At 65.5% G+C, this 11,073-nt stretch carries 13 protein-coding genes; 10 read left to right on the top strand and 3 right to left on the bottom strand.

Features of this window, described 5'->3' with window-relative positions; all coding sequences use genetic code 11:
- Window positions 1-54 precede the first annotated feature (54 nt).
- The 3 genes from ASE59_RS13900 to ASE59_RS13890 form a co-directional block, all read right to left on the bottom strand.
- Complete coding sequence (locus ASE59_RS13900; RefSeq protein WP_156360088.1) at window positions 55-387, bottom strand: hypothetical protein; 333 nt, start codon at window positions 385-387, stop codon at window positions 55-57.
- A 60-nt stretch (window positions 388-447) separates the two neighbouring features.
- The gene (locus ASE59_RS13895) at window positions 448-666 is read right to left on the bottom strand and encodes a hypothetical protein (protein WP_056457379.1); all 219 of its coding nucleotides are present in this window, start codon (window positions 664-666) and stop codon (window positions 448-450) included.
- A 187-nt stretch (window positions 667-853) separates the two neighbouring features.
- Window positions 854-1,693, bottom strand: a complete 840-nt coding sequence (locus tag ASE59_RS13890) for an HpcH/HpaI aldolase/citrate lyase family protein (protein ID WP_056457376.1) — start codon at window positions 1,691-1,693, stop codon at window positions 854-856.
- A gap of 173 nt (window positions 1,694-1,866) precedes the next feature.
- On the opposite strand from ASE59_RS13890, the gene ASE59_RS13885 reads away from it, so the two are divergent.
- The 10 genes from ASE59_RS13885 to ASE59_RS13840 all read left to right on the top strand — a co-directional run.
- Window positions 1,867-2,994, top strand: coding sequence for a CaiB/BaiF CoA transferase family protein (locus ASE59_RS13885; protein WP_056457373.1), 1,128 nt, complete (start codon window positions 1,867-1,869; stop codon window positions 2,992-2,994).
- 45 nt (window positions 2,995-3,039) lie between these two features.
- On the top strand, window positions 3,040-3,987 hold the full coding sequence (locus tag ASE59_RS13880; protein ID WP_056457370.1) for a LysR substrate-binding domain-containing protein: 948 nt from the start codon (window positions 3,040-3,042) through the stop codon (window positions 3,985-3,987).
- A 129-nt stretch (window positions 3,988-4,116) separates the two neighbouring features.
- Window positions 4,117-5,574: an aldehyde dehydrogenase family protein gene (locus tag ASE59_RS13875; RefSeq protein ID WP_056457367.1), complete on the top strand. Its 1,458-nt coding sequence runs from the start codon at window positions 4,117-4,119 to the stop codon at window positions 5,572-5,574.
- A gap of 149 nt (window positions 5,575-5,723) precedes the next feature.
- A complete protein-coding gene (locus ASE59_RS13870; RefSeq protein ID WP_200913292.1) occupies window positions 5,724-6,911 on the top strand; it encodes an iron-containing alcohol dehydrogenase in 1,188 nt (395 codons plus the stop codon).
- Window positions 6,908-7,834 carry a glutathione S-transferase family protein gene (locus tag ASE59_RS13865; RefSeq protein WP_056457361.1) on the top strand — a complete coding sequence of 309 codons (927 nt, stop codon included), beginning with the start codon at window positions 6,908-6,910 and terminating at the stop codon, window positions 7,832-7,834. The genes ASE59_RS13870 and ASE59_RS13865 overlap by 4 nt, the downstream gene beginning before the upstream one ends.
- Window positions 7,834-8,430 (top strand): glutathione S-transferase family protein, encoded by a 597-nt coding sequence (locus tag ASE59_RS13860; protein WP_056457358.1) that lies wholly within the window; start codon window positions 7,834-7,836, stop codon window positions 8,428-8,430. Before ASE59_RS13865 ends, ASE59_RS13860 begins: the two co-directional genes overlap by 1 nt.
- Window positions 8,431-8,440: 10 nt before the next feature.
- A complete protein-coding gene (locus ASE59_RS13855) occupies window positions 8,441-8,851 on the top strand; it encodes an ester cyclase (RefSeq protein ID WP_056457355.1) in 411 nt (136 codons plus the stop codon).
- A gap of 4 nt (window positions 8,852-8,855) precedes the next feature.
- The gene (locus tag ASE59_RS13850) at window positions 8,856-9,389 is read left to right on the top strand and encodes a peroxiredoxin (RefSeq protein WP_056457352.1); all 534 of its coding nucleotides are present in this window, start codon (window positions 8,856-8,858) and stop codon (window positions 9,387-9,389) included.
- On the top strand, window positions 9,389-10,135 hold the full coding sequence (locus tag ASE59_RS13845; protein ID WP_056457349.1) for an SDR family oxidoreductase: 747 nt from the start codon (window positions 9,389-9,391) through the stop codon (window positions 10,133-10,135). Before ASE59_RS13850 ends, ASE59_RS13845 begins: the two co-directional genes overlap by 1 nt.
- A 12-nt stretch (window positions 10,136-10,147) precedes the next feature.
- Window positions 10,148-11,073, top strand: a 926-nt coding sequence (locus tag ASE59_RS13840) for an NAD(P)-dependent alcohol dehydrogenase (RefSeq protein WP_056457346.1), incomplete at its 3' end; no start/stop codon positions are given.

Genomic DNA, 11,073 nt, shown 5'->3' with positions numbered 1-11,073 from the left:
TTATGCGCGAAAACCACGGTCGGTCTCTGGTTGCCGCTGGATGAAAGACCGGGGTCACGTCACACCATTGCGCACGCGGACGTCGAGATAGACCGGCGCCGCAAGGAAAGTGATGCGGGCCTTCGCGATCTCAAGATCGGGTTGGTAGACGAAGAAGGGCGTGAAGAATTTCACGACCGTGTCGGGGTTCGTGCTCCGCTCTGATATGTTCGGAATGACGACGTGGAACAAGCCTTCCGGCAGTTTCGCATAGTTCGGAATGCCGGTCGAGAAACCCGGTTGTGTTACCGAGTCCGCGTGGGCCACGGTGCTGACGCTGCTCGCCGCGACGATCGCGGACGTGGTCAAAACTGTACGCTTCACCGCGCGTGACGTCCTGTGCCACATGCTATCCTCCCATCAGATTTTTGTTTGATTTCTCGTGCCAACGACTTTGCGCCGGCGGTGTCACCCTAACCGGTTATTAGTCGCCCGGGCGAACCCCATGCGGTCGGCTGCCTGCGCCATCTTCAGGTCGCGATCCCCGTCCAGGATGTGCCGCTTCGGCGCCATCGTCACTGCACAGCCATTGCCGGCTTCGAAGCCGAACACGCCGATCTTCAAAGTGTTGTCGTTGAATATCGGATTGGGATGTTCGCGGTCGCGACTGTTGGTCATCGAAATCATCGAAGCACCTCTCCTCATCAATGCAGCACATCATCCCAATTTAGGGGGGGGCTATGTGGAAGTGCTTAGAAGCACCTTCTTTCTGGCTCTGATGAGACTACGACGATGAGATCGCGTCCATTCGCAAATACCTGTGAATTCTATAGTAAGACGCTTGGGGCGAGCGCCGATGGCAGCGCGACCCCGATCATTTTCCTATCGCGTCATGTCGGCCAATGATCCGCTCCGCGCGCCGGAGGACGGGTGCATCGACCATCGTACCAGCCACCGACAGGGCGCCGGTGCAAGCCGTGCTTTCGACCGCGGCGGCGAGGATGCGACGCGCCCATGCCACCTCACTCGCATCGGGGGACAGCCCCGCGGCAGCGGGGGCGATCTGGGCGGGGTGGATCAGCAGCTTGCCCCCGAACCCCATCCGTGATGCGTGGCGCGCGTCATCCTCGATCAGCGCGGCGTCGTCGATCGCCGTCGTCACGCCGTCCAGTGGTGCTGCGATACCAGCAAGGCGGCTAGCCATGACCAGTTCCATCCGGGCAGCCGCAAGCACGTCCCGGTCATGCGCACAGCCAAGATCGACCGCGAAATCGAGCGATCCAAAAGCAAGCCGCGACGAGCGGGTGGCGATCGCCCGCGCCGCAGCCAGACCGCGGGCGGTTTCGACCAGGGACACGATCTCCCGGTCACAGGCGCTCGCGACGTTCGCGACGTCATCAGCACTTTCCGCTTTGGCCAGCATGACCGCTGCAAGCGGCAGTTCCCGCGCGATGGCGAGGTCATCGGCGTGATCGCTTGTCCCGACCGCGTTGATCCTGAGGATGACCGGCACCGGCGCAGCGGCGATCCGCGACGCAAGTGCGCGCAGGCCGTCGCGCGCGTCGCTACGCGCCGCGGGCGACACCGCGTCTTCGAGGTCGAGAATGATCGTGTCCGCCCGGGATGCGACAGCCTTGTCGAACCGGTCTAGCCGGTCCGCCGGCAGGAAGAGGGGCAAGCCAAAGGTCTGGAGCGATGATGGAATGTCGGTCATGGCGTCGTCATGCCATCAGCCCGCATCGACGATCCCATATCATCCTGCGCTTGCCGCCATGCGATGGATCGATCGCCCATAACAACACGCTATGAGAGCCTGATCGCAACCCTATTGGCCACCGGGGCGCAGGCACGCCACGGTAGCGACTTTGTTATCGAGGTAAGGCTGACGTGAACAGCGATCTAGCGGATATCACCGTCCTTTCGGTCGAGCAGGCCGTCGCCGCCCCCTATTTGTCGAGCCGACTTTCCGATGCCGGTGCGCGCGTCATCAAGGTGGAACGCCCGGAGGGCGACTTCGCGCGCGGCTACGATCATCTCGTCCAGGGCGAGAGCGCGTATTTCGTGTGGCTCAATCGCGGCAAGGAGTCGGTCAGGCTCGATCTTAAGTCCGAGGCCGATCGGCAAATGCTTACCCGGATGATCGCCACCGCAGACATCTTCATCCAGAACCTTGCCCCCGGCGCGATCGACAAGCTTGGCTTCGCGCCGGCGGAGCTGCGCGCGCGCGATCCACGGCTCATTACCTGCTCGATCTCGGGCTATGGGCTGGAGGGTCCCTATCGCGACCTCAAGGCGTATGACCTGCTCGTTCAGGCCGAAAGCGGGCTGTCCACGATCACCGGCAATGAATACGGGATGGCGCGGGTCGGGGTCTCGGTATGTGACATCGCCGCGGGGATGACTGCGTTCCAGGCGGTGCTTCAGGCGCTGATCGGGCGAATGAAGACGGGCCACGGGCGACATATCGACGTGTCGCTGTTCCATGCCCTCGCCGACTGGATGAATGTGCCGTATCTGCAATATGTCTATGGTGGCAAAGAGCCGGCACGGTCGGGGCTCAATCACCCGACGATCGCGCCCTATGGAGCCTATACCTGCCGCGACGGCGCGGCGGTACTGTTCTCCATTCAGAACGAGCGCGAATGGGCTAACTTGTGCCGCGAGGTGCTGCGACAGCCCGAGGTGGCGACCGATCCACGGTTCGTCGGCAACAGCGCGCGCGTCCAGCACCGCGAGGCGCTGGACGCGATCGTCACCGCCGCATTCGCCGCTGCCGATCGACCGGAGATGATCGAGCGGCTGGAGCGCGCCCGGATCGCCTATGGCCGGGTCAGTTCGATGGCCGATCTCGCCGCGCATCCGCAGAACCGATTCGTCACGGTCGAGACGCCGGCCGGTCCCGTTCGCTATCTTGCACCGGGTGCACGCATCGACAATCAGGACCCCGAATTCGGTGCCGTTCCGGCGCTCGGCGAGCATGACGCAGCGTTGCGATCGGAATATGCATCGCGATAATGGACGTGATCCGCACCAGGCGCGGCGCAGGGAAAGGCCCGGGGTTTGGACGTCAGACAGCTTCGCTACTTCATCGCGATCGTCGAATGCGGTTCCATCTCGCGCGCGGCGCAGCGGCTGAACGTCGCGCAGCCATCGCTAAGCCTCCATGTCCGCAACATGGAGGAAAGCATGGGCGTCAAGCTACTGTTCCGCACCGCGCAAGGCGTGCAGGCGACGGAGGCCGGCGCACTCCTGCTCCATCATGCGCGCGAGATCGTCGGCCGTTTCGAAGAAGTTGAACAAGCGATCCGCGGCGTGGATGCCGAACCCGCCGGCGAAGTGGCGATCGGATTGCCCTCGTCCATCGCCGAAGTACTGGGCGTGCCGTTGGTACGCGCCGCACGCGCGGAATTTCCCAAGATCAAGCTCCGCGTCGCCGAGGCGATGAGCGGCTATGTGCTCGACTGGTTGCGGCAGGGTCGCGTCGACTTGGGCCTGCTCTACGCCTTCGTGGAGGACCGCGAACTGCGGTCGAGCGGTGTGCTGACCGAGACGCTGGTGCTGTTCGGGTCGGTCGATGATCCCGCCGCCGCGGACATGGCATCGGCATCCGGCACGATCGGCATGAAGCAACTCGCCGGTATGCCGATGATCCTGCCGAGCCCAGGGCACGGCTTGCGCGACCTAGTCGAACAGCATGCCGCAAAGGCCGATGTCGCCATCACCGCCCAGTGGGAGATCGATGCGTACAGCGCGATCAAGTCGCTGGTCGGCGACGGTCTCGGCTTTTCGATCCTGCCCGATCATTCGGTAGCGGCTGAGGTCGCGGCAGGCCGATTGCGCGCTTGGCGGTTCGACCCGCCGTTCCAGCGTACGGTCCATATCGTCGAACCCGCCAACCGCCCCGCGACCGCGGCGATGCGTGCGGTGGAGCGCCTGTGCCGTCGCACCTTGCGCACCCTCGTGCGTGACGGCGCGTGGGGAGAGGCCAGGATGCGGACCAGCGTCTGATACCGGGGCATATCATAAGCCTATGAGCCTCAGCGCAAATAGGTCTTGGCGAGCGTTGAGTGAGGCCAGCACATCTACACCTGTTAAAGACGTCGGTGGATGCCGCTAGCCGACACTCGAGAGGATCATATGACCGAAGTCACCAAATCGACAGCGCAGGGCGTATTCATTGACAATCAGTGGATCGCATCGAAGTCGGGAAAGACGATCGATGTCGTCGCGCCTGCCGAGGGTGTCGTCTTTGCCGAAATTGCGGCCGGCAATGCCCAAGACGTCGACGCGGCGGTCGCCGCTGCCCGTGCCGCCCTGGCGGGTGACTGGGGCCGTCTGAGCGCGACCGAGCGCGGGAGGCTCCTGTCGAAATTTGGTCTGAAGATCACAGAACACGCTGAAGAACTGGCGCAGCTGGAGAGCCGCGACACCGGCAAGCCGTTGACGCAGGCGCGCAACGACATGGTCGCCACCGCGCGCTATTTCGAATTCTACGGCGGTGCGGCGGACAAGGTGCATGGCGATACGATCCCGTTCATGCCCGGCTATTTCGTGACGACCGAACACGTCCCCCACGGCGTCACCGGCCACATCATTCCGTGGAACTATCCCGCGCAAATGTTCGGCCGCACGGTTGGACCCGCGCTGGCAATGGGCAACGCCTGCGTCGTCAAGCCGGCGGAGGATGCCTGCCTCACCCCTCTGCGCCTCGCCGAACTGGCGGCCACCGTCGGCTTTCCCAAGGGCGCGATCAACATCGTGCCCGGACTGGGTGAGGAAGCGGGCGACGCGCTGGCCAACCATCCCGGTATCGACTTCATCAGCTTCACCGGGAGCCCGGAGGTCGGCACGCTGATCCAGACCGCCGCGGCGAAGAACCATATCGGCGTGACGATGGAACTCGGCGGCAAGAGCCCACACGTCGTCTTCGCCGACGCCGACATCCCGGCGGCAGCCAAGGTGATCGCCACCAGCATGGTGCAGAATTCCGGTCAGACCTGTTCGGCGGGATCGCGCGTGCTGATCGAAGCGTCGGCGTTCGACGCGGTGGTCGCGGCGCTCGCCGAGGAGTTCGGCAAGCTCACCGCCGGCACGCCGGAGATGGATGGCCCGCTCGGCCCGGTCATCAACGCCACCCAGAAGAAGCGCATCGAAGGTTTCTTCGAGCGCGCGGAGGCGAGCGGCGTCCCTGTACTCGCGCAGGGCAAGGTTGCCGATGGCGTACCGGAAGGTGGCTTCTTCGTCGCGCCGCGCATCTATGGCCCAGTCCCGCGTGAGAACGAGTTGGCGACGCAGGAGGTGTTCGGCCCGGTCCTCGCGGTTCTTCGCTTCGAGGATGAAGAGGACGCCGTGCGTCTCGCCAACGATACCGATTACGGGCTGATGGCGGCGGTGTGGTCGCTCGACGGCAATCGGGCGCTGCGTGTCTCGCGGCAGATCCGTGCGGGCCAGGTCTATATCAATGCGTTCGGCGCGGGTGGCGGCATCGAACTGCCGTTCGGTGGGATGAAGAAGTCCGGTCACGGGCGCGAGAAGGGCTTTGCGGCGTTGCATGACGCATCGACGATCCGGACGACGATATTCAAGCACGGCTGAGGCGGGCGCCCATAGCAGGGTGCGATAGCGGCACGACAAAAACGGTATTGCGCCCTGCCCGCCCGTCACGCGTTACTGATCTGCATCAGAGCGACTGCGCAAAGCGGAAGTCGCCGGGAGAGGAATGGCCCTTGGTCACCAATTTCTACATGCCGACGCGCGTTGTCGCCGGATCGGGGTCGCTCGCGACCATCGGCCGGGTAGCGCGAGACCTGAAGATGACGCGGGTGCTGGTCGTGTCCGATCCGGTCATCTCGTCGCAACCCTTCCATGCCGCCGCCTGCGACGCGCTGGCCGACGAAGGCATCACCGTCGCGCGCTTCGACGAGGTCGGGATCGACGCGCGCTGCTCGCACATCGATCAGCAGGGCGAGCGGGTCCGCCGCGAGGGCGTCGACGGCGTGATCTGCATCGGCGGCGGATCGGTGATGTGCACCGGCAAGGGCATCGCGATCGTCGCGACCAACGACAAGCCGATGGCCGAATGTACCGGTGTCGGCGCGTTCGACAAGCGTGCCTTGCCGATGGTGATGGTCCCGACCACCGCCGGCTCCGGCTCCGAGGTGTCGCAATGGACGATCGTTAAGGACGAGGAACGTCATTTGAAGCTGCTTGGCGGTGGCCCGCTGAGCTTTCCCGACGCCGCGATCCTCGATCCCGTCACGCTCGCCTTGCTGCCGATGCGGGTCGCGGCCCTGCCCGCGGTCGATGCGTTGACCCACGCGGTCGAAGCTTATGTGAGCGCGATCGGATCGCCGATCACCGACGCGCTGGCCATCGCCGCCGTCAAACTGCAACACGGGTCGTTGCGCGCATCGATCAACTCGGACGATGAGGCAGCGCGCGCCGATAATCTCATCGCCTCGTGCATGGCGAACATCGCCTGTGGCAATGCGCGGCTGGGCCATGGTCACGCGCTGTCGTTGCCGATGGAAGGGCATCTTGATCTGCCGCATCCGTACGGCGTCGGCATCCTGCTCCCCCATGTCCTCGCCTTCGACCTGGCCGTGCTGCCCGAAAAGGTACGTCCGCTGGCCGAGGCGCTCGACGTCGATACCGCCGGACTGACGCGGGCCGAGTGCATCAAGGCGGCGGCCGAGGCGGTACGCGACCTGTATCGCGACATCGCTTTCCCGCTCGCCTTCACGCCGGAACAGTTGCCGCGCGACCGCGTCGCGGAGATGGCGCGGCGGGCGGTACCGGGCCTCTACGCCGGCATCGCCGCCCGCGACTACGATCCGGCCACCGCCCGTCCCGACACGATCATCTCCTGTCCCTCCGCGCGCAAGATGACGGTCGCGCAGGCCGAGGCGATGCTGATGGAGTGCTGTGCATGACGCGTCCGATCCTGCACCACTACGACCTGTCGCCCTTCGCCGAAAAGGTGCGGCTGGCGTTCGGGCACAAGCGGGTCGAGTGGGCTTCCGTAGAGGTGCCGATCTGGCCGCCGCGCCCCGACATGGTACCGCTGACGGGCGGCTACCGGCGTATCCCCGCGCTTCAGATCGGTGCCGATGTCTATTGCGATACGGCGCTGATCCTGTCCGAACTCGACCGGCGCTATCCCGACCACGCGCTGTATCCGGCCGGACAGGTCGGCGCGGTCACTGCCTTTGCCGCCTGGGCGGATGCGGCAGGCTTTGTCCCAGCGGCGACGCTGACCACATCGATCATCGGCGACGGCGTGCCGGCGGAATTCATCGCCGACCGCATCGCGTTCATGAAACACGACTTCTCGCTCGCCGCCAGCCGGAAGGCCGCGCCGGTCAATCGCCAGCGAGTTACCGCGCTGATCGGGATCATCGCCGACATGCTGGCCGACGGGCGACCGTTCCTGTTCGGGGACACGCTATCCGCAGCGGACCTTGCCGCTTATCACCCCCTGTGGTTCGCGCGCAGCAACGGCGGCGAGGAGATCGCCCGGCTGATCCCACTGGACGCGTTGGCACCGTGGATGGACCGGATCGGCGCGATTGGCCATGGCGAGCGCACGACGTTGACCGCCGACGACGCACTCGCCGTGGCCCGCGATGCTTTACCCGACCCCACCGAGGGCGTTGTCGACGGTGATCCTGGCAGCCTCGTCGCCGGTGACGCGGTGCTGGTTCAGGCCGATCAGGCCAACGATCCCGTCCGCGGCACGCTGGTCGCCGCCAATGCCCGCGAAATCGTGGTCCGGCACAGCAGCGACGTCGCTGGCACCGTCCATGTCCACCTGCCGCGACTTGGATACGCGGTCGTTCGCGATGGAGACGCCTGATGCGCATCCTGACCAACACCACCTCGCCCTATGCCCGGATCGCCCGTATCGCGCTCGGCGAGAAGGGGTTCGACCTGTCGGGCACCGAGATCGTCAATCCGTGGGACGACGCGCCCGCGTTGCTGGCGCTCAATAGTGCTGCACGGGTGCCGACGCTGGAGACCGATGCCGGACTGCCAATCACCGAGAGCCTGTTGATCCTGCTATGGCTCGAACGGAAGGCGCCGGAGCCTTCGCTGCTGCATGGCGACCTTGACCGGATCGTCAGCCTTGCCGGGCGCGCGATGGGCGTGATCGACGCACAGGCGACGATCGTCACCAACCGGATGCAGGTCGATCCCGACTTCGCCCAGCACCGCGTCGGCAAGCGCCGTATCCGCAGCATCGTCGATGGCCTTGCCGCGCTGGAGGCAGACCCGCCCGGATATGCCGGCGGCACGCCCGACATCGCGGTCATCACGGCGGTGGTCGCGCGCGACTATCTCGACCTGCGGTTCAAGGACGAACCATGGGTCGTGGCGACGCCCCGCCTAGACGCGCTGGTCGCCGCCACGGCCGAGCGACCCGCCTTCCGCGACACCAAGCCCTATATCTGAGAGGATCGTCATGACGGCCGACGCCAATGCCCAGCTCGCCCGCGATTACTTCGCCGCCTTTGCCGCCAGCGACGAGGCGTGGTGGCGCGAGCACATCGCCGAGGATTTCGTCCGCCACGATCCGGGCCTGCCGTTCGAGGTGCGCGGCATCGAAGGTGTGCGCAAGCTGGGCGAATTCCTCCATGGCAACCTGTCGCAGATCGAGCTGCCGATCGTCGAAACCGTCGCGCAGGGTGACAGCGTGCTGGTCCACCTGCGCGTGAAGGCGATCCATTCGGGCGACGATCTCGGCATTCCCGCCACGGGCAAGCCGGTGGATTTCCAGGTGATGGACCTGTTCCACATCAAGGATGGCAAGCTGACCGAGCATTGGGCGCTGATGGACAATCTGGGCATGCTGCAACAGATCGGCGCAGTGTGACCGCATGACCCATCCCGCGCGCATCCCCGACGTCGTCTTCCACACCCGTGTCCGCAACGACGCGCTGGAAGGCGACAATCCGTTCGAGTGGAAGGACGTGACCTCCGCTGACGTATTCGCGGGCCGGCGTGTCGTGCTGTTCGCGGTGCCGGGCGCATTTACCCCGGCCTGTTCCGACTCGCATCTACCCGGCTTCGAACAGCACTATGACGATTTTCGCGCACTCGGCGTCGATGCGGTCGTGTGTCTTGCGGTCAACGATGCGTTCACGCTCTTCCAATGGGCGAAGAGCCGTTCCATCGAACACGTCATCATGCTGCCCGATGGCAATGGCGACTTCACCCGCCGGATGGGGATGCTCGTCCGGCGAGAGCGCCACGGCATGGGGCTCCGCAGCTGGCGCTACGCGATGCTGGTCGAGGACGGCGTCATCGCCAAGCTGTTCGCCGAACCGGACCTGCGCGACGACCCCGACGGTGTGGGCCTGACCGTGTCGGACGCGGCGACGATGCTCGCTTATCTACGCAGGAGCGAATGATGGACCTGAACGGCAAGACCGCCCTGATTACCGGCGCCGCCAGCGGCTTTGGCAAGGCGATGGCGCAACGTTTCGCCGCACTCGGCGCGAGGGTCGCGGTCGTGGACCTGAGTGGTGACAAGGCGGCAGAGGTCGCGGCGGCGATCGGTGCGGACAAGGCGATCGGCGTTACCGCCGATGTGACCATGCGCGCCGATCTCGACGCCGCGGTGAAGACAGTGACGGAGGCGTTCGGCGTTCCCGATATCGTCGTCAACAACGCCGGGATGACGCACAAGAACCAGCCGCTGCTCGACGTCGACGAAGCGACGTTCGACCGGGTGTTTGCGGTCAACGTCAAGTCGATCTACAATATGGTCCACGCTGTCGTGCCGGCGATGCGCGATCATGGCGGTGGGGTGATGCTGAACGTCGGCTCGACCGCCGGCATCCGCCCCCGGCCCGGCCTGACCTGGTATAACGGGTCGAAGGGTGCGACCAACATGCTGTCCAAGTCGCTGGCGGTCGAACTGGCGCCGTGGAACATTCGCGTCAACGCGATCTGCCCGGTGATGGGGGCGACGCCGATGCTCGCCGACTTCATGGGCGCGCCCGATACGCCCGAGAATCGCGCAAAATTCCTGGGGAGCATTCCGCTCGGCCGGCTGTGCGAACCGGAGGATGTGGCCGACGCGGCGGTCTATCTAGCCACGGCGCACTTCATCACCGGCGTCGCACTGCCCGTCGACGGCGGCCGGACGATCTGAAGGAGATAGGCGATGTACGAAGGTAAGGTCGCGGTCGCGAAGCAGAAGTCCGAGCCGCTCGAGGTCATCGACGCCCGGTTCGAGGCACCTCGCGCGGGTGAGGTGCTGGTCAGGATCGTCGGTACCGGGGTCTGCCACACCGACATGGTGGTCCGCGACCAGGGCTATCCCGTCCCGCTGCCGCTGGTGCTCGGCCATGAAGGCGCGGGCGTGGTCGAGCAGGTCGGCGAGGGCGTCGTCGGCCTGGAGATCGGCGATCACGTCGTCCTCAGCTATGGCCATTGCGGGCGCTGCGGCGAGTGCCGATCGGGGCGGCCGGGATATTGCGCCGAATTCTACGACCGCAACTTCAAGGGCGCGCGGATGGACGGTAGCCAGGCCGTATGCGACGCGCACGGCCACCCGCTGGGCAGTGCCTTCTTCGCGCAGTCCAGTTTCGGCACCTATGCGATCGCGACCGAGCGCAACGCCATCCCGATCCGCAAGGACGTGCCGCTAGAACTGATGGGACCTCTCGGCTGCGGTATCCAGACCGGTGCGGGGGCGGTGCTGAACGCGCTGAAGCCGCCCGCCGCATCGTCGATCGCGATCTTCGGGGCGGGATCGGTCGGGCTTTCCGCGGCGATGGCGGCGGCGGCGATCGGCTGCACCACGATCATCCTCGTCGACCTGCACGACGATCGTCTCGCGCTCGCCGCGGAACTGGGCGCGACGCAGGGAATCAACGGTGGCAAGGAAGACGCCGTCGAACGCATCCGTGAGATCACCGGTGGCGGAGCCGACTTCACCCTGGAATGCACCGGCAATCCCAAGGTGCTGGCACAGGCGGTCGACGCGCTGCGCATCCCCGGCACCTGCGGGTTGATCGGTGCAGCCACCCGATATGCAGTTGGTCCTGGACGCGCTCGCGTCGCTCGCCGGCAAGCCGATCGAGACGC

This window comes from Sphingomonas sp. Leaf10 (assembly GCF_001421245.1).
GTDB lineage: Bacteria > Pseudomonadota > Alphaproteobacteria > Sphingomonadales > Sphingomonadaceae > Sphingomonas.
This window is presented reverse-complemented; position numbering and strand designations above follow the sequence as displayed.

Bases quoted from the DNA above. Each gene is read 5' to 3' on its own strand.
- ASE59_RS13845 (WP_056457349.1), top strand. From the start codon at position 9,389: ATGGACCTGAACGGCAAGACCGCCCTGATTACCGGCGCCGCCAGCGGC.
- ASE59_RS13855 (WP_056457355.1), top strand. From the start codon at position 8,441: ATGACGGCCGACGCCAATGCCCAGCTCGCCCGCGATTACTTCGCCGCC.
- ASE59_RS13870 (WP_200913292.1), top strand. From the start codon at position 5,724: ATGCCGACGCGCGTTGTCGCCGGATCGGGGTCGCTCGCGACCATCGGC.
- ASE59_RS13860 (WP_056457358.1), top strand. From the start codon at position 7,834: ATGCGCATCCTGACCAACACCACCTCGCCCTATGCCCGGATCGCCCGT.
- ASE59_RS13900 (WP_156360088.1), bottom strand. From the start codon at position 387: ATGTGGCACAGGACGTCACGCGCGGTGAAGCGTACAGTTTTGACCACG.
- ASE59_RS13895 (WP_056457379.1), bottom strand. From the start codon at position 666: ATGATTTCGATGACCAACAGTCGCGACCGCGAACATCCCAATCCGATA.
- ASE59_RS13875 (WP_056457367.1), top strand. From the start codon at position 4,117: ATGACCGAAGTCACCAAATCGACAGCGCAGGGCGTATTCATTGACAAT.
- ASE59_RS13890 (WP_056457376.1), bottom strand. From the start codon at position 1,693: ATGACCGACATTCCATCATCGCTCCAGACCTTTGGCTTGCCCCTCTTC.
- ASE59_RS13865 (WP_056457361.1), top strand. From the start codon at position 6,908: ATGACGCGTCCGATCCTGCACCACTACGACCTGTCGCCCTTCGCCGAA.
- ASE59_RS13850 (WP_056457352.1), top strand. From the start codon at position 8,856: ATGACCCATCCCGCGCGCATCCCCGACGTCGTCTTCCACACCCGTGTC.